The sequence below is a fragment of the Haemophilus sp. SZY H68 genome (assembly GCF_018829685.1).
Taxonomy (GTDB): domain Bacteria; phylum Pseudomonadota; class Gammaproteobacteria; order Enterobacterales; family Pasteurellaceae; genus Haemophilus; species Haemophilus haemolyticus_K.
The window spans coordinates 292,944-316,543 of sequence record NZ_JAHKKB010000001.1 but is presented as its reverse complement, the minus strand read 5'-3'; the positions used below and the strand labels follow the sequence as shown (position 1 = coordinate 316,543).

The 23,600-nt window shown below is 38.1% G+C and carries 17 protein-coding genes and 1 tRNA gene; 7 read left to right on the top strand and 11 right to left on the bottom strand.

The window, feature by feature from the left end; genetic code table 11:
• Positions 1-65: 65 nt before the first annotated feature.
• The 5 genes from modA to ettA form a co-directional block, all read right to left on the bottom strand.
• Positions 66-830 carry a molybdate ABC transporter substrate-binding protein gene (gene modA / locus KP712_RS01490; protein WP_111407262.1) on the bottom strand — a complete coding sequence of 255 codons (765 nt, stop codon included), beginning with the start codon at positions 828-830 and terminating at the stop codon, positions 66-68.
• A gap of 121 nt (positions 831-951) precedes the next feature.
• The gene (locus tag KP712_RS01485; RefSeq protein ID WP_165818716.1) at positions 952-1,125 is read right to left on the bottom strand and encodes a DUF5363 family protein; all 174 of its coding nucleotides are present in this window, start codon (positions 1,123-1,125) and stop codon (positions 952-954) included.
• The gene (locus KP712_RS01480; RefSeq protein ID WP_111407261.1) at positions 1,122-2,966 is read right to left on the bottom strand and encodes a tRNA(Met) cytidine acetyltransferase TmcA; all 1,845 of its coding nucleotides are present in this window, start codon (positions 2,964-2,966) and stop codon (positions 1,122-1,124) included. The genes KP712_RS01485 and KP712_RS01480 overlap by 4 nt, the downstream gene beginning before the upstream one ends.
• 3 nt (positions 2,967-2,969) lie before the next feature.
• Positions 2,970-3,311 carry a SirB2 family protein gene (locus tag KP712_RS01475; protein WP_111407260.1) on the bottom strand — a complete coding sequence of 114 codons (342 nt, stop codon included), beginning with the start codon at positions 3,309-3,311 and terminating at the stop codon, positions 2,970-2,972.
• A gap of 61 nt (positions 3,312-3,372) precedes the next feature.
• On the bottom strand, positions 3,373-5,043 hold the full coding sequence (gene ettA / locus KP712_RS01470; RefSeq protein WP_111407259.1) for an energy-dependent translational throttle protein EttA: 1,671 nt from the start codon (positions 5,041-5,043) through the stop codon (positions 3,373-3,375).
• A gap of 328 nt (positions 5,044-5,371) precedes the next feature.
• Between ettA and zevA the strand changes: the two genes are divergently transcribed.
• Both zevA and zevB read left to right on the top strand, forming a co-directional pair.
• Positions 5,372-5,992: a zinc transporter binding subunit ZevA gene (gene zevA, locus KP712_RS01465; RefSeq protein ID WP_111407258.1), complete on the top strand. Its 621-nt coding sequence runs from the start codon at positions 5,372-5,374 to the stop codon at positions 5,990-5,992.
• 2 nt (positions 5,993-5,994) lie between these two features.
• Positions 5,995-6,963: a zinc transporter permease subunit ZevB gene (gene zevB, locus KP712_RS01460; RefSeq protein WP_111407257.1), complete on the top strand. Its 969-nt coding sequence runs from the start codon at positions 5,995-5,997 to the stop codon at positions 6,961-6,963.
• Positions 6,964-7,065: 102 nt separating this feature from the next.
• On the opposite strand, the gene KP712_RS01455 is transcribed toward zevB, so the two are convergent.
• Positions 7,066-7,141: transfer RNA gene (locus KP712_RS01455), tRNA-Asn, on the bottom strand.
• A 435-nt stretch (positions 7,142-7,576) separates the two neighbouring features.
• On the opposite strand from KP712_RS01455, the gene uvrB reads away from it, so the two are divergent.
• Positions 7,577-9,616, top strand: a complete 2,040-nt coding sequence (uvrB, locus tag KP712_RS01450; RefSeq protein ID WP_111407256.1) for an excinuclease ABC subunit UvrB — start codon at positions 7,577-7,579, stop codon at positions 9,614-9,616.
• A 30-nt stretch (positions 9,617-9,646) separates the two neighbouring features.
• On the opposite strand, the gene KP712_RS01445 is transcribed toward uvrB, so the two are convergent.
• From KP712_RS01445 to aceE, 4 genes are all read right to left on the bottom strand, one after another.
• Positions 9,647-11,572, bottom strand: a complete 1,926-nt coding sequence (locus KP712_RS01445; RefSeq protein ID WP_111407255.1) for an LTA synthase family protein — start codon at positions 11,570-11,572, stop codon at positions 9,647-9,649.
• A gap of 265 nt (positions 11,573-11,837) precedes the next feature.
• Entirely contained in the window at positions 11,838-13,262 is a 1,425-nt protein-coding gene (lpdA, locus tag KP712_RS01440; RefSeq protein ID WP_111407254.1) for a dihydrolipoyl dehydrogenase, read from the bottom strand.
• Positions 13,263-13,362: 100 nt separating this feature from the next.
• A complete protein-coding gene (gene aceF, locus KP712_RS01435) occupies positions 13,363-15,249 on the bottom strand; it encodes a pyruvate dehydrogenase complex dihydrolipoyllysine-residue acetyltransferase (protein WP_215770482.1) in 1,887 nt (628 codons plus the stop codon).
• A gap of 62 nt (positions 15,250-15,311) precedes the next feature.
• Positions 15,312-17,972 carry a pyruvate dehydrogenase (acetyl-transferring), homodimeric type gene (gene aceE, locus KP712_RS01430; RefSeq protein ID WP_215770481.1) on the bottom strand — a complete coding sequence of 887 codons (2,661 nt, stop codon included), beginning with the start codon at positions 17,970-17,972 and terminating at the stop codon, positions 15,312-15,314.
• 303 nt (positions 17,973-18,275) lie between these two features.
• Here aceE and mgsA point away from each other — a divergent pair, with 303 nt between their 5' ends.
• From mgsA to KP712_RS01410, 4 genes are all read left to right on the top strand, one after another.
• The gene (gene mgsA / locus KP712_RS01425) at positions 18,276-18,734 is read left to right on the top strand and encodes a methylglyoxal synthase (RefSeq protein ID WP_215770480.1); all 459 of its coding nucleotides are present in this window, start codon (positions 18,276-18,278) and stop codon (positions 18,732-18,734) included.
• Positions 18,735-19,013: 279 nt separating this feature from the next.
• A complete protein-coding gene (locus tag KP712_RS01420; RefSeq protein ID WP_215770479.1) occupies positions 19,014-20,021 on the top strand; it encodes a DUF1388 domain-containing protein in 1,008 nt (335 codons plus the stop codon).
• Positions 20,022-20,446: 425 nt separating this feature from the next.
• The gene (locus KP712_RS01415) at positions 20,447-21,595 is read left to right on the top strand and encodes a surface lipoprotein assembly modifier (RefSeq protein WP_252346397.1); all 1,149 of its coding nucleotides are present in this window, start codon (positions 20,447-20,449) and stop codon (positions 21,593-21,595) included.
• Between the two features lie 32 nt (positions 21,596-21,627).
• Positions 21,628-21,942, top strand: a complete 315-nt coding sequence (locus tag KP712_RS01410; protein WP_215770478.1) for a hypothetical protein — start codon at positions 21,628-21,630, stop codon at positions 21,940-21,942.
• Positions 21,943-22,029: 87 nt separating this feature from the next.
• Here the strand turns inward: KP712_RS01410 and KP712_RS01405 are convergent, their stop codons facing one another.
• Positions 22,030-23,472 carry a YdgA family protein gene (locus tag KP712_RS01405; protein WP_215770477.1) on the bottom strand — a complete coding sequence of 481 codons (1,443 nt, stop codon included), beginning with the start codon at positions 23,470-23,472 and terminating at the stop codon, positions 22,030-22,032.
• Positions 23,473-23,600: the final 128 nt, after the last annotated feature.

The following is a 23,600-nucleotide window of genomic DNA, read 5'->3' as shown; positions in this document are numbered from 1 at the left end:
GTAAGGTGCTCTATAATAACAAAAGGGCAGAAATATCCGCCCTTCATGACTATTAAGATTCTATCTTATTTTGCAGAGAAACCATACCCTACAAGCACTTTCTTCGCAGCATCTGATTCTAAATATTTCAAGAAGTCACGAGAATCTGCATTATCATGCCCTTTCACAATAGAAACGGGGTAAACAACGGGTTTATGGCTATCAGCTGGGAAAATACCAACCGTTTTTACTTGTTGGCTTACTTTTGCATCAGTGCTGTACACAATACCGTAAGGTGCTTCTGCACGTTCCACTAAAGCTAATGCACCACGCACATCTTTTGCACGTGCTAAACGGTCTTGTACTTTATCCCATAAATTTAATTTAGTTAACGCTTCTTCTGCGTATTGACCAGCAGGCACGTGCGCAGGATCGCCAACAGATAAATAACTATCTTTTAATGCATTAATCCACTCGCCTTTTGCAATATCCACCGAATTAACTGCACTTTTTGCTGGTGCGATTAAGACTAAATCATTGCCTACTAACACTTTTTCAGTTTCTTTCACGGTTAAATCTTTTTCAGAAAGGTATTTCATCCATTTATTGCTTGCAGAGACAAAAATATCCGCTGGCGCACCTTCTTCAACTTGTTTTGCTAAAGTTGAAGAAGAAGCGAAAGAAAACACCACTTCATTTTTCGGATTTTGTTTTGCGTAATCTTTTGCTACTTGTTGTAATGCATCGGTCATTGAAGCCGCTGCAAATACAGTCACTTTAGCGGATGCTGCAAAAGAAAATCCTAATCCTGCGATTAAAAGTGCGGTTGAAATTTTAGTTAATTTTTTCATGAATCATCTCCTATGATTATCGGTATCTAATTTATTATATATCGATTTTAATATATAAAGAAGTAGCAAAGATAAAAAATAACTAATCATTTCAAGTGATTCACCGTATATAAAAAGGTATTTACTGATTAAATTTATCTTCTGTTTTCTTCAAATTACCATTTTCATCTTCTTTTGCTGACATAGGCACGCAGCTACAATTAGGTTGATCTAATCCCCATTCTTTAATGAAATTATCATATTTTTCAAGTGCACGTTTAAACCAACATTTGGGTTTCTCAGTTTGTTCTGTCATAAAGTTCCTCGTTCTAAATATTGTTTAATTTCTAAACGTAACCATTCTACGCCTTTCCTCTTGTTAATAGGAAGTTGTTTTTTTGTTAAATAAGCAGAAATTAATGGAAAATTTTCTTTGCCCACTAATTTTAATAAACGCCTTATCGCAGGAATACTCGAAAATAAAGTGCGGTGAAAATTAGCGAAGTTTTTTAAGCTCATCCAATCGAACTCATCAATCTGCCAATCAAGCTGATTTTGCTCAAAATTTATGGCGAACGGATGAAAAGATAAAGGGAGATTACGCTGAAATTGTTTGTGCGCAGTATCAATTAAAGCCAAGCCTTCTTTGGAAAGACCTTTAAGAGCAATCGCTGAATAACAACCACTACTCGCTTCTTGATGTTCGCCTAAATGCACCAAAACAAAACCGCACTTTTGCCAAAATTTTGCGAGTTCGTCAGTGTAACCAAAACTTACCGAAAGAAAATCCACTTCTGAATTTTCCATAAATTTCATTAGATTTTGACCAATACCCTGTTTTTGCCAATTTGGCTGAACCGCGATACGAGAAATGCGTAAAGATCGTAATTTACAGGATTGGGACAGATTTTCATGGAAACATAATGCCTGTGGAACCAGATTCCCTTTCGGACGGCGTTTGCCTTGTTGAATTTGAATAATCAACTCATTATCAGCCATATTTCCTTCTTCTAATGCCCAAATTGCACCGAGCAAATTCTGCTGATATTCGGCAAAATAAAAGCGTTGATTTTCCCCATCCAGTAAACGACGAAGATCAAGTGGCGAGGTTCGATAATGCGCCAATGTCATTAAGCCATAAAACTCTGCAATATGATGTGGGTTTTGCACTTTTCGAATTTGATAAGGGAGATGAGGCTGAAAAGGAAATTGCTGAAACTCATCTTCGACATTTAGCAACAAAAGATCATCAATAAAATGTTCTAACGGATCATTTTCTTGCCAACGTAGGGGCTGCTTAAGCTCAAAATGCTGAAAAGTGCGGTGAATTTTTCGTTTAAATTTTAATTCAAAGCCACGTCCCGTTCCTTCGTAGCTATGAATTGTAGTACTGAAGACAATATGTTGAAAATATTGAGAATATTCTTGCAATAACGGCAATGGGATCATCGCTGCTTCATCTACGAGCAACCAAGCGGATTGACTAAATTCGGGTTCATGTTGTAACCGAATAGTCAGTTCATCGGGGGCGATAAATTCTATCTCTCGTTCTGAAAATTCAATAACTGAATGCACCGCACTTTTATTCGGTGCGGTGAGATAAACTGGCGCTTGAATTTGATTAGCGAGCATCCCCAATAATGCTGATTTCCCTCTTCCCCGCTTGGCGGTTAGAAAATAAATATCCTGCTCGGTTTGTAAAATAGTCTCAATAATTTGCTGCTGAGCTAACGTGGCATTTTTGTGATGCTCGTTAGAATAAAAAACCGTAGGAAATTCAACCGCACTTTTATCTCTTAAAATAGGGAAATGGTAGCGTTCAATGCAATGTTTGAAATGATAAATGAAATTAGGCGTAGCAATCGCTGCCTGATTACCATTCCAACGTAAACTATCTTGATCAACTTGCAGAGATAAATTTTCCCAATCGGATAACACTAAACAAAGTGTGCCGCCCATTTTCAGTGTTCCAGCTACAATGGCTAGCGCTTCAAGATGAATGCCATTTCGCGCATCAAATAAAATATGTTCAAATTCTTGTCCGAGCAAATTCGTTGCTTTAGAAAAAGCAATGCCGCTTTCACCGATAATTAATACGTTATCAGGCACAAGCAGCAAAGTTTTGCTGATTAAAATTTGAAGCTGGCGAGATGGCATCTTTTATTTTAAATAGGCAATTAACATCGATCCAATAAAACTTACGCAAGCAAGCCAAAAGAAAATGCTTTTGGGTTGAGAAACTTTTTTACTGAAAAATTTCGCTGCAAACACGATATATAAAATCAGTAATGCGAATTTAGCTATTAACCACCATTCAATATCAAAAACAAAGAGATATAAAATGACGACACCAGAAACAATCAACAGGGTATCTGATAAGTGCGGTAAAATTTTTAATAATTTTATCGAACGCCAGTTTTTGCCAGTAAGCTGCATTACACCACGAATCACCAACAAGGCAAAACTTAAAAAGGCGAAAAAAATATGTAAATAAACTAGCATAATCACTCCCAAAAAAGTAAGAAAAGTGCGGTTAACATCAACCGCACTTTCTCAATATAAATTACTTCGCAATACGTTTATATTTAATACGATGTGGCTGAGTTGCTGCATCGCCTAAGGTTTTCTTTTTCCACTCTTCGTAGTCTGAGAAGTTACCTTCGTAGAAAGTCACTTTACCTTCATCACCGTAATCTAAAATATGCGTTGCAATACGGTCTAAGAACCAGCGGTCATGGGAAATCACCATTGCACAGCCTGGGAATTCTAAAATCGCATTTTCTAAGGCACGCAAGGTTTCAACGTCTAAGTCATTGGTTGGTTCGTCTAATAACAACACGTTGCCACCGCGTTGTAAAAGTTTTGCCAAGTGTAAACGACCACGTTCACCACCCGATAATTCTCCCACGCGTTTTTGTTGATCCACGCCTTTGAAGTTGAAACGCCCTACATAAGCACGGCTTGGAATTTCAAAGTTACCAATGGTCAGAATATCTTGTCCGTTAGACACTTCTTCCCACACTGTTTTCTTGTCATCCATTGAATCACGGAACTGATCTACCGAAGCAAGCACAACGGTTTCGCCCATTGTCACAGAGCCTGAATCAGGTTGTTCTTGACCTGACAAGATACGGAATAAGGTTGATTTACCCGCACCATTTGCCCCGATAATCCCAACGATTGCACCTTTTGGAATACTAAATGATAAATCATCAATTAAAGTGCGGTCGCCATAAGATTTGGTTAAGTTTTGCACTTCAATCACTTTATCACCCAAACGTGGACCAGGTGGAATAAAGAGTTCGTTAGTCTCGTTTCGTTTTTGATATTCGCCAGAGTTCAATTCATCAAAACGAGCCATACGTGCTTTGCTTTTTGCTTGGCGACCTTTCGGGTTCTGACGAACCCACTCTAATTCTTTCGCAATGGATTTTTGACGCGCATTTTCAGCTGCTTGTTCTTGCTCTAAACGTTTCTCTTTTTGCTCTAACCAAGAAGAATAGTTGCCTTCCCAAGGAATACCCTCGCCACGGTCAAGCTCTAAGATCCAGCCTGCTACATTATCTAAGAAGTAACGGTCGTGGGTAATTGCCACAACAGTGCCTTCATAATCATGTAAGAATTGCTCTAACCATGCCACAGATTCCGCATCTAAGTGGTTAGTTGGTTCATCTAATAAGAGCATGTCTGGTTTTTCGAGTAATAAGCGGCAAAGTGCCACACGGCGACGCTCACCACCAGATAAATGTTCAATTTTGGCATCCCAATCTGGCAAGCGTAACGCATCTGCAGCACGCTCTAATTGGTTATCTAAATTATGCCCATCATGCGCTTGAATAATGGCTTCAAGATTGGCTTGTTCTGCGGCTAATTTATCGAAATCCGCATCAGGATCCGCATAAAGTGCATACACTTCATCTAAACGAGTTAGTGCATTTTTTACTTCTGAAACCGCTTCTTCTACCGCTTCACGCACTGTTTGTTGCGGCTCGAGTTTTGGCTCTTGCGGAAGATACCCAATTTTAATCCCAGGTTGTGGACGAGCTTCCCCTTCAAATTCTTTATCTACGCCCGCCATAATGCGTAAAAGGGTTGATTTACCCGCACCATTTAAACCTAAAACCCCGATCTTTGCGCCTGGGAAAAAGCTTAAAGAAATATCTTTCAAAATATGACGCTTCGGCGGCACCACTTTACCGACACGATGCATCGTATATACAAATTGAGTTGACATATTTATCCTTTATCTAATAAAAAAGTGCGGTCATTTTACTTGAAGTTTCTTTATTTGCCTAACAATAGGCAAATAATAGATAAAAAAAACCACCCGAAACGGGTGGCAGGAAAGTAGTTTAGCTATATTTATGATTATTTTATTTAGGAACTTTATGAATATCAAGCAATCACTTGACGGGAATTATGTTACTGAACATTAAGTAATAATGGAAACGTTATCATTAATTTTATTGATATAAATCAATATTTTTCAGTGATTATTTGTCATTTGTGTGTAAAATGAGCAAATTTCTATTTCCATAAAATGAATTTAATAAGGATTTTTTGTGAAAACATATTCATTATTACTCGGTCTATTCTTTAGTTGCAGTGTTTTAGCTCACCCCCATGCATTTATAAATATGCAAACCACGCCTATCATAGAAAATAATCAACTCGCCGGTTTATCAATGAAATGGACGCTCGATGAACCAAGTTCGTCCGCGGTTATTTATGATATGAAACAGGCTAAAACAAAAAATGATCAGCAAAAACTTATCGATGATGTTATGGGTAATGTTGTGAGCGAACATTATTTTAGCTATCTATATGACGCTCAAAACAACAAAATTAAATATTCTTCACACCCCAAAAATTACGGCGTAAAAATCCAAGGATTACAACTGCAATATTATTTTGATGTGCCACTCGCCCATTCTCAAAAGTTAGAAAAAAACACATTTAGCTTGCAAACTTACGATCCTACTTATTATGTGGCAATGACTTACTCCTCAAAAAGTGCGGTAGATTTTTCCGCACTTCCGAAAAATTGCCAAGGAAAATTAATTGAACCTAATGTGGATGAAAAAATCCAAGCCTACGCATCTTCACTTGATAAATCCCAAAAGAACGAAGATGATTCCTTAGGTGTGATGTTCGCACAAAAAATAATAATTCAATGTGAGTAGAAATGAAAAAATATAAAACTGGGCTCGTGTTATTAGTGATTGCACTTGCCTTACTTGGCTATTTTTCCCCTTGGTTTTTCTTACATATTGCTGCATGGCAAAAAGATTTTAATCAACTTATTTCGGAAAATTTACATCAAATTCAAAATAATAGCATCAAGGCAGGCATCACGCTTATTTTTGCTAGCTTTATTTACGGAGCACTCCATGCCCTCGGACCGGGACACGGCAAATTTATTATCGCTAGCTATCTTTCCACTCATGAAAGCCAATTAAAACAAAGTACTATCTTGAGCTTACTTTCTTCCTTAATGCAAGGCATTGTCGCTATTACAGCAACCACATTGCTCGTTGTGGTACTTAATCTATCATCACGTTATTTCAAATTAAGTCAGCTTTGGTTAGAACGTTCTGCCTTGCTATTATTAGTATTTCTCGGCTGTTATTGGGTTTGGCAAGGTTTACGTGTCTATCGTAAAAAAGCTAAATTAGCCATTAAATCCCTAAATCCCCTCCCCCTATACGAAAAAAGTGCGGTGAAAAATAACCGCACTTTTCAACCAAACACTTGTAGCTGTAGACACCAACATTTGCCAAGCCCCACGCAAACTGCACAAGCAACCAATCTAAAATCACAATTTCTCGTCATTTTAACAATTGGTATGCGCCCATGTAGCGGTGCAATTTTCGTATTATTTTTAGCTTATATGCTTGATCTTTATGGCTGGGGAATTTTAGCTGTATTGGCCATGTCTTTCGGCACAGGACTTATGCTGTCAGCCTTCGCGGGAATTGTACGTTATGCACGAAATACCGCAATTCACTTAGGGCATTGGTATAGTTCAAAACATACGAAAGGAAAAAGCGAAAGTATCGTGAAATTAATCGCAGGTGGAATAATGCTATTTTTTGCCTTGAGCCTGTTATACGGCACAACCATCTCAACTGGCGGAAGCAAAATCCTATTTTGAAGCTAAAAATAAAGCCCATCAACATGATGGGCTCAAAATCTTTTGGTTGCTAATTTAGAATCTGTAAAAGGAGACAAACAAACTCTAAACCAAAAGAAAAATTGGCTCCTCCTGCTGGACTTGAACCAGCGACATATGGATTAACAGTCCACCGTTCTACCGACTGAACTAAGGAGGAATAAACTTTGTATCACAAGGAATAGGGCGCGAATTTTAATGGTCGTTCGGTAGCTTGTCAATGCAAAATTAAAAAAATTTCATAAAAAAACAAAAAATTTTCTCATCTTTTATATACCACCTAATATTTATTTTTCTATCCACAGAGCCTGTGGATAACTTTGTGGATTAACTTTTTAAAATTTTGCGGATCCCTTGTTCTTACAAGGATTATACGATCTTGATTACAGATTAGCCTAAAATTAAATTTTGATTTAAAATCAATAAGTTAAGTTTTGTCTAGTAAAAAATTAAAGTTTTTTTAATGAATTTGTGACATCTTCCTCTTGACATCACTAAGTCTGTGTAAAACTTAGATTTTTGCCTGATCAATTTTACACATTAAATATGCTAAAATAGACATTATTCAAAACTATGGAAAAACCGACCGCACTTTATGTCTGAAAAAATCAACACAAAACCATTCATTCTGCATTCTGACTTTCGTCCCTCTGGCGATCAGCCACAAGCTATCGAAAAATTATCTGAAAATTTAACGGATGGTTTGGCACATCAAACTTTGCTCGGTGTAACTGGCTCTGGAAAAACGTTTACTATTGCCAACGTAATTGCCCAATTAAATCGCCCCGCCATGTTACTTGCACCGAATAAAACCCTTGCAGCCCAGCTTTATGCAGAAATGAAAGCCTTTTTTCCAGAAAATTCGGTGGAATATTTTGTATCTTACTATGATTATTATCAGCCAGAAGCCTATGTGCCCAGCAGTGATACCTTCATTGAAAAAGATGCATCTATTAATGATCAAATCGAACAAATGCGTCTTTCAGCAACAAAATCTTTTCTAGAACGTCGAGATACCATCGTGGTAGCTTCCGTTTCTGCAATTTATGGTTTGGGCGATCCTGATAGCTACTTACAAATGATGTTGCATTTACAACAAGGTGCCATTATCGATCAGCGCCAAATTTTAGCGAAGTTAGCAGAATTACAATATACCCGCAATGATCAAGCATTTCAGCGTGGAACTTTCCGTGTTCGCGGCGAAATTATTGATATTTTTCCTGCGGAATCTGATGATCGTGCTGTGCGTATTGAATTATTTGATGATGAAATTGAGCGTTTAAGTTTATTTGATCCGCTCACAGGCAGTAGTTTTGGTGCGGTCCCACGTTTTACGATCTATCCTAAAACTCACTATGTGACGCCAAGAGAACGTATTTTAGATGCGATAGAAAACATCAAAAAAGAACTCGTATCACGCCGTGAATACTTCATTAAAGAACATAAACTTTTAGAAGAACAACGTATCAGCCAGCGTACCCAATTTGATATTGAAATGATGAATGAATTGGGTTATTGCTCGGGCATTGAAAACTACTCTCGCTATTTATCGGGAAGAAATGAGGGCGAACCACCACCAACATTATTTGATTATATGCCCTCTGATGCTATTTTAATTATTGATGAATCTCATGTAACTGTGCCTCAAATTGGTGGAATGTATCGTGGCGACCGTTCACGTAAAGAAACCTTAGTCGAATATGGATTCCGTTTGCCGTCCGCATTAGATAATCGTCCATTACGCTTTGAGGAATTTGAACGCTTAGCTCCACAAACTATCTATGTTTCCGCGACACCTGGGCCTTATGAATTAGAAAAATCAGGCAGTGAAATCATCGATCAAGTGGTTCGTCCGACGGGTTTGCTTGATCCGCTCATTGAAATTCGTCCAGTCTCAATTCAAGTGGATGACTTACTTTCCGAAGCTCGCCAAAGAGCGGATAAAAATGAGCGCGTTTTAGTGACAACACTCACCAAGAAAATGGCGGAAGATTTAACGGATTATTTAAATGAACACGGGATTCGTGTGCGTTATCTACATTCTGATATTGATACCGTGGAACGCGTCGAAATTATCCGTGATTTGCGTTTAGGCGAATTTGATGTATTGGTGGGAATTAACTTATTACGTGAAGGTTTAGATATTCCGGAAGTGTCTCTTGTGGCGATTTTAGATTCCGACAAAGAAGGATTCTTACGTTCCGAACGTTCTTTAATCCAAACCATAGGCCGAGCTGCGCGAAACTTAAATGGTAAAGCGATTTTATATGCGGATAGCATCACAAAATCGATGGAAAAAGCCATTACTGAAACCAATCGTCGTCGTGAAAAACAAACCAAATACAATGAAGAACATGGCATTGTGCCGCAAGCATTAAATAAGAAAGTCGGTGAATTGTTAGATATTGGACAAGGTGCAAACCAAAAAGCGAAAGCCAATAAACAACGTGGGAAAATGGTGGCAGAACCAACCGCACTTTATAATGCACCGAAAAATGCTAAAGAATATCAACAACAAATCAAAAAACTGGAACAACAAATGTATAAATTTGCCCAAGATTTGGAATTTGAAAAAGCCGCAGCAATTCGCGATCAATTACATCAATTACGTGAACAATTTGTTTTTGATAACTAAAAGAAACGCCAGCTTAAGCTGGCGTTCTGTTTATTTATTTTCACCTGAAGAATACAAGCGATTTTTATATAAATAACTGCCTAATAAAGCGTGAGCTAATGACTCTTTTTTCATCGCATCAGGCACATCTTTTGGCGTTAAAGTTTCTGTTGATTTATCATAATGATAACCTTGCGCCGCTTTATTTGGCATTTGAATCACCACATCATTATTGCCTTTCATCATTGCTTGAGTTTGATCGTATTGCATAAAGGCACGATCTGGGTTTACATCTTGCGTTAAATCAAAGCCAATCATTGGATAATTGCCACTTACGCCTGCTAAAGAAAGCAATGTGGTTGGCATATCAATTTGGCTCACAAGACGGCTGTCACGGCGCGGCGCAATGCCATCACCAAGAATCAAGGCTGGAATATGAAAATGCTTAATTGGCACAAGACTTGCACCGCCTACACGAGAATCGTGATCCGCAACAATTAAGAAAATCGTATCTTTCCAATAATTAGATTGTTTTGCCATTTTAAAGAAATGACCTAACGCATAATCCGCATATTTTGCTGCGTTATTACGAGTGGCTTTTGGTTGCTCATAAAGTTCAATCTTGCCATCTGGATATTCAAATGGATCGTGATTGCTGGAACTAAACACTAAACTAAAAAACGGTTTACCTTCATTTTGTAATTTCGTGAAAGTTTCATTGGCTTTATCAAATAAATCCTCATCACTCACCCCCCAAGTGCCAGTAAATTTGGGATTTTGGTAATCTTGTTGATCCCAAATATCTTTAAAGCCATTGCCATAGAAAAAGCTCGCCATATTGTCGAAGTGCTTTTCACCGCCATAAATAAACGACGTGTTATAACCTTGTTTATGTAATAAATCCGCAATAGTAAAGAAACCACTTTGGGCATTATTAAGTTTCACGACTGCACGAGCTGGCGTTGGCGTAAAACCGGCCGTTGTTGCTTCAATACCGCGTACTGAACGTGTGCCTGTTGCATAAAGATTTTCAAATAACCACCCTTCTTTTGCGAGCTGATCCACATTTGGAGAAAGTGGTTTACCACCAAGTGTGCCAATAAATTGAGCACCGAGACTTTCTTGTAACAAAATCACGATATTTTTAGGTTTACCCTGATAAGTCGCGACATTTTTCGTTAAAGTTGGGTATTTATCTGAAATGTAATCGCTGTCTGGACGGCCACGGCTGGCTTTAACAATGCGAAACATTTCGTCTGCATCCATTTTTCCGTACATTTCTGAAGATTTTTCCTCATCTTTAAATTGCTGTGCGGCATAAATGACGGAATAGCCCGAATTAAGCACCAAAGAATTCACTAACGCATCAGAAGAAAATGCCACCATGGCGGGATTAATACCACGGTGTTGAAAACTTGAACGCGCGCCAAGGAAGCTCACTACAATAACAAGCAAAGCAATCACAGGGCGAAGTTTCCAACTCATTGAACGTAAATTTTTGACTGCCGAACCAGAAATTTTCCAATAAATCAAGGCAGATAAAACTGTGAAAACAAGGCTAAAAATCACTGCACTTAAATGCCCTTCAGCAAGCATTGAAAAAACTTCTTTCGGATAAATCAGGTATTCGATAAATAAACGATTTGGACGGTAATCGTAGGTTTCAATAAAAGCAGGCGTGGCAATTTCCATAAAGATAATAAACACACTGCCAAGCGTTAACCAAAGGCGTAAAATTTTTACCCAAACTTTGCTGCTATGGAACAATGTTGTGAGCAATGCTGGCACACCAAATAAATAACAGAGAGCTACAACATCCATTCGTACTCCTTGCAAAAATAATTGCAACCAGCCATCTACGGCGGATACACGCTCTGATTGCCATATAGCAAGTCCCAAACGGGATAAGGAAAGGATGATGAGATTAATCAACACGAATGTGAAGATGGGGAATAAAGGGGAATGCGCTTTTTTCATTGTAAAAACCACTAATGCAACGGCATCCAAGCCGTATTAAATTAAAGAAAGATAGGCAACTGTCTATCGGTCGGTTCCTTTTCGACACGACAAAAGTCTTAAAGTGCGGTCAATTTTCGCATAGTTTTACTTAATCTCAAATGTATTCATAGATTATCAATCAATTTCACCATTAAAATTTTAACTCCCATGTTAGAAAATAACATTTGTTTTACTAATATAAAAAAAGCGAGTTTAACACTCGCTTTTTCTTGTACTTAGAAAATTATTTTTTCTTCGCTTTTGCATTTGGAAGGTCAGTGATTGAGCCTTCAAATACTTCCGCAGCTAAACCAACAGACTCGTGTAAAGTTGGGTGAGCGTGGATAGTTAATGCAATGTCTTCTGCATCGCAACCCATCTCGATAGCAAGACCGATTTCACCTAATAATTCCCCACCGTTAGAACCCACGATTGCACCGCCAAGTACACGATGAGTATCTTTATCAAAGATTAACTTCGTCATACCTTCTGAACATTCAGAAGCAATCGCACGGCCTGATGCTGCCCAAGGGAATTTAGCGACTTCGTAGTTTAAACCTTCTTGTTTACATTCTTTTTCTGTTTTACCTACCCAAGCCACTTCTGGTTCGGTATAAGCAATGGATGGAATTACTTTAGGATCGAAGTAGTGTTTTTGTCCCGCAATGACTTCTGCAGCAACGTGGCCTTCGTGAACACCTTTGTGCGCTAACATTGGTTGACCAACAATATCGCCGATTGCAAAGATATGTGGCACATTGGTGCGCATTTGTTTATCAACATGAATGAAACCACGATCATCTACTTCAACACCTGCTTTACCAGCATCGATCAATTTACCATTTGGTGTACGGCCAATCGCAACAAGTACTGCATCATAACGTTTGGTATCATTGCATGCTTTGCCTTCCATTGAAACGTAGATACCATCATCTTTTGCTTCAACAGCAGTCACTTTGGTTTCAAGCATTAACTTGAATTTTTTCTCGATTTGTTTGGTGTAAATTGCTACAACATCTTTATCCGCGGCAGGGATAACTTGGTCGAACATTTCTACCACTTCAATTTCTGAACCTAATGCATGGTAAACCGTCCCCATTTCTAAACCGATAATACCACCACCCATAATAAGAAGTTTTTTAGGTACTTCTTTTAATTTAAGTGCATCTGTTGAATCCCAAATACGCGGATCTTCATGTGGAATGAAAGGTAATTGAATTGGACGAGAACCTGCTGCAATAATAGCATTATCAAATTTGATTGTTGTTGGGTGACCATCACGATCACGCGCCACTAAAGTATTAGGATCAGTAAATGCTGCTAAGCCTTCAACAACAGTGACTTTGCGTGCTTTTGCCATACCCGCTAAACCACCGGTTAATTTAGCGACAACCGCTTCTTTACCGGCACGGACTTCATCTAAATCAATTCTTGGCTCACCAAAGTAAATACCATTTTTACTTGCGTGTTTTGCTTCTTCAATCACTTTTGCTACGTGCAATAATGCTTTAGATGGGATACAACCTACATTTAAACATACCCCACCAAGAGTTGAATAACGTTCAACTAATACAGTTTCTAAGCCTAAATCCGCACAACGGAACGCTGCTGAATAACCTGCTGGTCCAGCACCAAGTACGACGACTTGGGTTTTAATTTCTTTACTCATTTTTACCTCGTAAAAACGTTCAAAATATTGACCGCACTTTTTGCGATCATAAGGAATTTGCTAAAACGCCCTTTCTTCTAATTAGAAGAAAGGGGCGTTATTACATAATCAAACGGCGTAAATCTGCTAATACAGCACCGATATAGCTAATGAATCGTGCACCATCCGCACCATCAATGACACGGTGATCGAATGATAATGACATTGGAAGAATTAAGCGTGGTGCAAATTCTTTACCATTCCATACTGGTTCCATCGATGATTTAGACACACCAAGGATAGCAACTTCTGGCGCGTTTACGATTGGTGCAAAGTGAGTTGTACCAATACCACCAAGACTTGAAATGGTGAAACAGCCACCTTGCATATCAGATGCAGTCAATTTGCCTTCACGTGCTTTTTTCGATACTTCCATTAATTCACGCGAAAGTTCGATAATGCCTTTTTTGTTCACATTCTTGAATACAGGCACGACTAAGCCATTTGGCGTATCTACTGCGACACCAATGTTAATATATTTTTTCAGGATTAAGCGTTGTGCATCTTCGGTAATTGAGCTGTTGAAACGTGGATACGCTTCTAATGCTTTTGCCACCGCTTTCATAATGAACACAACTGGCGTGATTTTTACGCCAAGTTTTTGTTTTTCTGCTAACGCATTTTGTTCTTTACGGAATGCTTCTAAATCCGTGATATCTGCTTTATCGAAGTGAGTAACGTGTGGAATCATTACCCAGTTACGATGTAAGTTAGCGCCTGAAATTTTATTAATACGGCTTAATTCGACTTCTTCAATTTCGCCAAATTTACTGAAATCAACTTTTGGCCATGGTAATAAGCCTAAGCCAGCGCCATTCGCTACGCCATTGCCAGCAGCTTGTGCTGTTGCACCACTTTCATAAGCTTTAACTGCTGTTTTCACATAAGCTTCGATATCTTCTTTAACGATACGACCTTTACGACCTGTACCTTTTACTTTATCTAAGTTTACGCCAAATTCACGTGCTAAACGACGAATAACTGGAGTAGCATGCGCATAGCCAGCGCTTGCCACCACTTGTTCTTGGCTTAAGCCAGATACATTGCCAGATTGAGCTGGTTGTGTCGCTGGCGCAGGCGATGCAACTTGTGGTGCTGGAGCAGATGTTGACGCAGCTGGCGCTGCACCTGCTACTTCAAAGCGCATAATTAGTGAACCAGTCGATACTTTATCACCTGATTTCACGAGAATTTCTTTTACTACACCGCCGAATGGAGCAGGAACTTCCATTGAGGCTTTATCGCCTTCAACGGTAATTAATGATTGATCTTCTGAAACAGTATCACCAACGGCAACCATAATTTCAGTCACATTGACTTCATCACCACCAATATCAGGCACATTCACATCTTTAATTGCAGATGTTTTGGCAGCAGGCGCAGCTGTTTGAGCTGGTACAGCCGCAGCAACTGGAGCAGATGATGCAGTTTCAAATTTCATGATGAGTTTGCCAGTTGAAACTTTATCACCAACATTAATTAAAATTTCTTTTACCACACCTGCGATTGGTGCTGGAACTTCCATTGAAGCTTTATCGCCTTCAACATTGATGATTGATTGATCAACTTCAACACTATCACCCACTTTAACCATAATTTCAGTCACGTTTACTTCATCAGAACCGATGTCTGGTACGTTTACTTCAACAACAGCCGATGCAGTTGGCGCGGTAGCGGCTACTGGTGCAGTAGGTGCTTCAGCCGCTGGTGCAGCGCCTGCAGCTTCTAAAACGAGCATTGGGGTGCCTGTTGTGACTTTATCACCGACTTTGACTAAAACCTCTTTTACAACACCCGCTTCTGGTGCAGGCACTTCCATTGAAGCTTTATCACCTTCAACGTTAATGATAGATTGATCAACAGAGATGGTATCGCCTACGTTTACCATGACTTCTGTTACTGTAACTTCATCACTACCAATATCAGGAATTTGAATTTGTTTTGACATTTTTTGTTCCTTTTAAAGTGCGGTCATAAAACACGATATTTTTTGACCGCAGTTTTCATCAATTACGCGTAAAGCGGATTGATACGATCTACATTCAAACCGAATTTCGCAATCGCATCTGCAACAACTTGGTTAGATACTGTACCTTCTTTCGCTAATTGAGAAAGTGCAGCAACCACAACATAACGTGCATCAACTTCGAAGTGTTCACGTAAGTTTACACGGCTGTCTGAACGACCGAAACCATCTGTACCTAACACATGATAATGACGACTTGGTACGAATGCACGGATTTGATCTGCGTATGCTTTAACATAGTCAGTTGAAGCAACGGTTGGTAAATCAGCTAATACTTGAGCAACGTATGGTACGCGTTGTGTCTCTGTTGGGTGTAATAAGTTCCAACGTGCTGCATCGTGACCTTCACGGGCTAATTCATTGAATGAAGGCGCAGAGAATACATCTGAGGTGACACCATAATCTTTTGCTAGAATTTGTGCCGCTTCACGAACATGACGCATGATAGCACCAGAACCTAACAATTGAACGTGGCCTTTGCCTTTTTTACCTTCCACTGTTTCAAATTTGTATAAACCTTTACGGATACCTTCTTCCGCACCAGCAGGCATAGCCGGTTGATCCATGACTTCATTTAATGTTGTCATGTAATAGAATACATCTTCTTGTTTTTCGCCGTACATGCGGTTAATACCGTCTTGCATAATTACAGCAACTTCAAATGCAAATGATGGGTCGTAAGTGACACAGTTCGGAATGATACCTGCTTGAATATGGCTATGACCATCTTCGTGTTGTAAACCTTCACCGTTCAGGGTTGTACGACCAGAAGTCCCCCCCACCATGAAACCACGAGCTAATTGGTCACCAGCCGCCCACATCATATCACCCACACGTTGGAAACCAAACATTGAGTAATAGATGAAGAATGGAATCATTGGTTGGTTATTGACAGAGTATGAATTCGCTGCTGCTAACCAAGATGCGGTTGCACCTAATTCATTGATACCTTCTTGTAGCACTTGACCATCTTTTGCTTCGCGGTAGTAAGCAACTAAGTCACGATCTGAAGGAACATAGTTTTGGCCATGTGGGTTATAAATACCGATTTGACGGAATAAACCTTCCATACCAAACGTACGTGCTTCATCCGCAATCATTGGAACGATGGTTTTACCAATGTTTTTATCTTTTAATAAGATATTTAGTGCGCGAGTAAACGCCATTGTGGTTGAAATACCACGAGGTTGTTCTTCTAATAATGCTTTAAATTCCTCTAATGCAGGAACTTTATATTCTACATCAAATTTAGCACGACGAGCAGGAACATAACCATTTAATGCTTTACGGTGTCCATGTAAATATTCGTATTCAGGGGTGCCTTCAGCAAATTTAATGTATTCTAATTTTTCTACTTGATCATCAGTCAATGGTAAATCGAAGTAGTCACGGAAACCTTTAAGGCTTTCGTAAGACATTTTTTTAGATTGGTGAGCGGTATTTTTACTTTCCGCTTCAGGAATTTTATAACCTTTAACTTGATGCGCTAAAATTACAACTGGTTTCGTTGCATTTTGTGCTTTTGCATAGGCTGCATATAATTTTTCGCTATCGTGCGCACCACGGCGTAATGCCCAAATTTCATCATCAGTCATATCAGCAACTAATGCCGCAGTTTCTGGATAACGACCGAAGAAGTGTTCACGAACATAAGCACCGTCTTTAGATTTAAAGGTTAAATAGTCACCATCAACCACTTCCATCATTAACTGAGTTAATTTACCTGAAGTATCTTTAGCGAATAATTTATCCCAGTCGCTGCCCCATAATACTTTGATTACTTCCCAGCCCGCACCAGTAAACAATCCTTCTAATTCTTGAACGATTTTACCGTTACCATTAACCGGGCCATCTAAACGTTGTAAGTTACAGCTGATAGTGAAGATTAAGTTATCTAATTTTTCACGAGCCGCAAAAGTTAATGCTCCTTTAGACTCGATTTCATCCATCTCACCATCACCTAAGAATGCATAGACTTTTTGATCTTTGGTATCTTTTAAACCACGGTTATCTAAGTATTTTAAGAAACGCGCTTGGTAAATTGCGTTCACTGGGCCTAAACCCATAGAAACCGTAGAGAATTGCCAGAATTCAGGCATTAATTTAGGGTGTGGATATGAAGATAAACCATCGGTAAAGGCTTCTTGACGGAAGTTATCCATTTGTTCTTCAGTTAAACGACCTTCTAAGAATGCACGCGCATACATACCCGGAGCAGCATGGCCTTGGAAGAAAATTAAGTCGCCACCGTTTTTCTCGGTTGCTGCTTTGAAGAAGTGGTTATAGCAAACTTCATACATGGTTGCAGCAGATTGGAAAGTTGAGATATGACCACCTAAGTCAAGATCTTTCTTCTGACTACGCAATACCATAGCAATAGCATTCCAACGCACAGCAGAACGAATACGACGCTCAATAGCATGATCACCTGGATAAGCAGGTTGTTCAGAAGCAGGGATAGTATTGACATAATCGGTCGTTACACCTGTCGGTAATGAAACACCGTTGGTGCGTGCTTGGCCGATAACTTGCTCAATAATATATTGTGCACGCTCTACGCCTTCTTCACGAATCAAAGAATCTAATGATTGTAACCAATCTTGAGTTTCGATTGGATCAACGTCATTTTTTAAAATCTCAGACATAGGTTTTCCTTATCTGTTAATTAAGTGAACATTAGTTTAGTAAACACTAAACACGAATATCAGAAATGCTTGCTTTTTTACAAACATTTAACAAATCTTGTAAATTTTAGAAGATTTTTTGAGATAAAGATAGTAAATTTTTATCAAATATCCCTGTTGAGTACTGTGTTAATCGGTAATCTTTTGAAAGTGCGGTAATTTTTCTCGCCTTTTGTAAAGCCTATTAAAATCATAAGTAAAACATTGCATTCTATAGGGCTTTGCTTTAAAGTTTTTCAAACTTATTTCAAAAAGGAATCAATCATGCATATAACAACTCGAACGCTCACTCAACACAAACGTATTGCACTTGTGGCTCATGATAGCTGCAAAAAAAATTTACTGAATTGGACGCAAAAACACAAAGATGCACTTAAGCCCCATATACTTTATGCAACAGGTACGACAGGGCATATTTTAGAACGAGAAACAGGTTTAAGCATTCAATCTTTATTAAGTGGTCCGATGGGCGGCGACCAACAACTTGGTGGATTAATCGCAGAAAAGAAAATCGACATGATGATCTTCTTTTGGGATCCAATGAATGCCGCACCACATGATCCCGATGTGAAAGCCCTCATGCGTATTGCAACAGTGTGGAATATCCCTGTTGCCATTAATCAAAGCTCCGCAGATTTCATGTTAACTTCAGTTTTATTTGAACAAGATGTGGAAATTGAAGTACCTGATTATGACGGGTATTTAGAAGAGCGGTTAAAATAACATTCATATTTTTCCCCTTGATAAACGTACTTTCTAGTACTCAGGGGGATTTTTCTCTCCTTATTTTTCTTTTTCTCCTCTCTATTTTGTCAATCCGCCTAAATTATCAGAAAGAAATAAAAATTTTTTATTTTTTAATCATTTTAGCTTGCTTTTTTTTTTTTTTAGAATGGGAAAGTTTTTATTGGTGTTTTTATAAATAGATTTTTCATTTATAAAGTCTCTTGTTCCAATAAAAGCATTCCTCTATTTTTTATTCAATTCAAAAGGAAAAAAATTATGAAACCAAACTTTAAAACAACCGCACTTGCGATTTTAGTTTCATTGGGTGCTGTGGCTTGTTCTTCTAATTCATCTCATGATGGCGCTCAACCGGTTAAGGTGACTAAACCAGCTGAAGCGACTAAACCAGCTGAAGCGACTAAACCAGTTGAAGCGACTAAACCAGTTGAAGCGACTAAACCAGTTGAAGCGACTAAACCAGTTGAAGCGATTAAACCAGTTGAAGCTGCTAAATTTAATTTTAAAAAAGAGGCGACTTTAGCAAACGGCAAAGAATGGCGTTATATTGATTTTTCAGATACTTCTATTGCTTCTATCGTTTCTGGTCTTAAGGATGGAATCGACAGACACATCACTGGTTCACACGGTGTTGGTGCTGGGATAATTAATTTTAACAAATTATCTAATTATTCTACGGGAGAATTTACTGGGTTAGACAAAGATGAAACTTATTCATTAGACAATAATGTTTTTATTAATGGTTTATATTATCATTTTATCAATCAACCATATTCAACCTATGGATTTTTTTCTAACAAAAAACTAAGTGAATTGACGGAACTAGGTTCATCAGATTCTTTTTATGTAGCTAAAAAAAATAGTGATGTTGATCAATTTGAGGGAGTATATTCAGGCGATGTAATTGCTAAAATTACAGTTGAAGGGGCCGGTGATATAAAAGAAATCGTGAAAAATGATGGTAAAGTCACACTTAATGTAAAGCATAATTCTACAAATGATAAGTTCATGGTATCGGGTTCAATTAACAGTAATACTGTAGGTGAAGTTAAATTACTAGCAACTGACTTTGAATATGGTAGTGCTAAAGGTATTGCTACATTGCAAGGCGTAAGTGGTGATTATTCAGTTTCTTCCGCTAATAATTACAAAGAGGTTGTGGGTGACGTTAAGATTCATGCAGGTAGTGTTCTCAGAAGCGATGTTGCCTCTGAAAACACCGAAGTTATTGGTTATGATGCTGTCTTTGGTGGACAACTTAAATAATTATGGCTCATTGGCGGACTTTAGTCCGCCATTCTATCTAACCTATCTTAAACTGTAAGCTAAAATCAGCCTTAAGTTCCAAAATTTATTCTTATGAAAAAAATAACTTTTTCGCTCGTCACCATATTCCCAATGTTTGTCTTAGCTCAAACACCTATAGCAAATATCACACAGAATATTAACGAACCTCAGTTCAAAACCGAACTTGACCACAAATTAATGTCGCCAAACTTGAAAAACGCGAACAAAATTTACCGCAGTTAGGTACAGAACAAGCCGAACAAATTCAAATTACCCTTGAGCAACTTAAACAAAACCCAGCTTTAACCCACGAATTATTAAGCCGTGCCATTTATGCCAGAAATCCAAAAATGATTAAAAAATTGCTGGAAATTTACCGCACTTTTCCAAATCGTGACCCGATTATGGAACGCTTTGCGGAAGGAAAATTGGCTGCGCTAACAGAAAACTATACTGTAGCTATTGAGCATTACCGTGAAATACTGGCAAAAAATCCAAATTTAAACCCTGTACGAATTGAACTGGCTATCGCTTTATTCAATCAAAAACAAGATGGAGCCGCCAAAGACCAATTTGAAAAAGCGCAAACCGCAGAGGATTTACCGCCTCAAGTTAAGCATTTAATGGATGCTTATTTAGAGGCTTTAAAAGAACGTGACAGCTGGAATGTGGATTTTTCTTTTAATTATGTACGTGATACCAATGTTAACAATGTCGGCGAAGGCAAAACGGTCGTATTAAATAATGGTGGCACCTTAACGCGTTCTGAATCAATGATGCCACAAACGGCCCATGGCTTGGCGTACTCACTCGATATTTCCAGAGATTTCAATTTATGGGGTTCTCATTATCTCACGGTGGGCAATGAGTTTGGGGGTAAGAGTTATTGGGATAATCATGAATTTGATGATATTTCCAACCGCACTTTTATTGGCTATGCACATAAAACCGCAAAGCAAAATTTCCGTATTAAACCCTTTTATGAAAAACGTTGGTATGGCGGCGAAAGTTACCGTTGGTCTAATGGGGCAAGGGGGGAATTTTCTCGTTGGTTAAGCCCGAACTGGCAACTTTCTACAGCAGGAGAGTTTTCAAAACAACGTTATTTAGACAGTACATCACAAAACGGTAATAACAAACTGATTTCCGCGACCTTACTGTGGGCAAGAACACCAAAACAGTTTTTCTACCTCGGTTCTGATTTCATGGCAGAAAGAACGAAGGTTCGTCAATATGGTTCAGACAGTAAAAGCCTACGTTTAGGTTGGGGACAAGAATGGAATTGGGGAATTTCCTCACGTCTTGGCTTATCCATAATGAAACGTGAATTTAAAGATATTGCCAAACTCGGTAATATCAATTGGCTTTCTTTTGGAAAACGTCGAGAAGATAAAATTTATGGCGTGAATTTATCTCTATGGAAACGTGACTGGCATATTTGGGGAATTACACCAAAACTCCAACTAAGCTGGCGTAAACAAGATAGTAATATTCCAGAAATGTATTCTTACACACAGAAGAATGTGAATATGTTGTTTGAGAAAACGTTTTAAATCTTTTATTAACCAAAAATAAGGAAAATCTTATGAAAAAATTAGCATTATTATCTCTCTCTACAATTATTCTTTCTGGTTGTGTTGGTCAGTCAACACTTGAAAGAAAAACCTCTTTTGAATTTGGTTATGATCAAAATCAAGTACAAGTTTCTAACATTTCTCATGGTTTTTCAGAAACTACTTATAATGCAATAATTAAAGGTAAAAAACATAACTGTACCATTTTAGGGGGCGGATTCTTTAGCTTTGGATTGAGCGCTGCACCAAGATGTACCCCAATTGATGGTGGTACAACTAAAGGAAATTGTGATGTTTTCAGTAATACAATCGGACTTTGTAAGTAATTGAATTCAAAGCATATTCATTAATTACAAGAGTTAATCTGACAGATGTGAAAGCATACTGTCAGATTTCCTTTTGGTTTCTAAAAATTATCTCCCAAATCCCCCCATTGCAAGCATAAAGAGTACCATTTTCAACTGTTCTTCTGGAATTGGCTTACCGTTTAGTTTCAATTCGTTATTTTCTAAAGCAAGCGTTAATGTGACGGTTTTGTCCGTGTTTACGATAATGCCATTCACTTCACCATCAACAACTAATTCATCAAATCGGTGAACTAAATCTTGCTTTTGGTTTTCTGGTGTAAATTTAGATAATAATGAAATTGCAGTTTCTTTATTCACATCAAAATTGATCGAAAAATCTTTGAATTGTTTGTATAAGCCGCTGCGCATTAAATCAAATTTAGGGTTTGGCACTAAAGCAATATTTACATCCAATGCCACTTTACCTTTTTCGTCAGAAATAGAAAGAGGGGCAAATTTAATTTGAGGCTGATTATTTGCAATGGTCATGCCTGCTTGTTGTAATTTTTGCACCAATGCTTTAGATAACGGCGTATCTGAGTCGGCTTTGCCTATTGCAACTAAAATATTTAAAAGTTCTTGTAATGCGTTGCCATCAATATGGTTGAATTCTACATTATTGGTCACTTTACCTAAGTTGTTACCGTTAATATGTAATTCATCCAGATTTGTTTTATTGATGATATTTACTGTATCACCCTGAACTTGTGTAGTTAAATTTGCTTGGCTGTTTTTCTGAATAAGAGAGAATTTTTCCCCAGTCTCTGCAGATTCGGTATTTTGCTCAAAATAGCCTATTTTACTATTGATATTTCCACTATAAATAAATGGCCATTTTGTGCTTTGTAGTGAGCCTTGTACGACAAGATCTTTTATTTTAATTGATGAAGCCGTTGAAACTGCACGATTAGGGTCATTTGAATTAAATGCATCTACAGATAGCGTATAATTGCTTGGTTCATTTTTGTCTAAATCAACATTTAATACGACATTTGACCAATCAAAATCAGCCTTGGATTGCTCATTGTGATATTGTCCCGATGCAAGTTTTAATTCCGCATTACCGCTTAATGAATAATTCATTGCGACATTTAGTTGTAACGGTTTCTCTGATTTTGTGATATCAAAGAGTACCTGAGTTGTTGCATTTTTTCCTAACAAGGTTTGGCTTGAAAAAATGGTTGGAACGAAATTCAGTTTCGCCACACGATCAAGCGGCAAAGGCCCGTGATAAAGCGTTGATGATAAAGGAATAATGATCGTTTCATTTGCCTTGTGAATTTCTATTTGATCTTGAATATGAGACGCAAATAATCCTCTATCAAATTTTATATTTTTATAAAAAATTTTACTTTCTTCTAATACATCTGTTTTGGCAAATAGTTGATTTAACTGTTTTAGCTGATGTAAATATTCGTCCTCAGCTTTTTTCCCTGTAAACCATGCACCTGTACACCAAACGGCAGCAAGAGCAACGACTATGCCTGCAGCAATTTTTGATTTTTTCATTTATTTCTTTCCTATTTTAAAGTAAAAATTTTCGCCAAATTTATCACAAATCCCTTTTTCTTGCCTGAAAATTTTTGTTTTCCCCTTGAAGTTCACCATTTGAGACTTATCTTGAAAACAAGAACGGA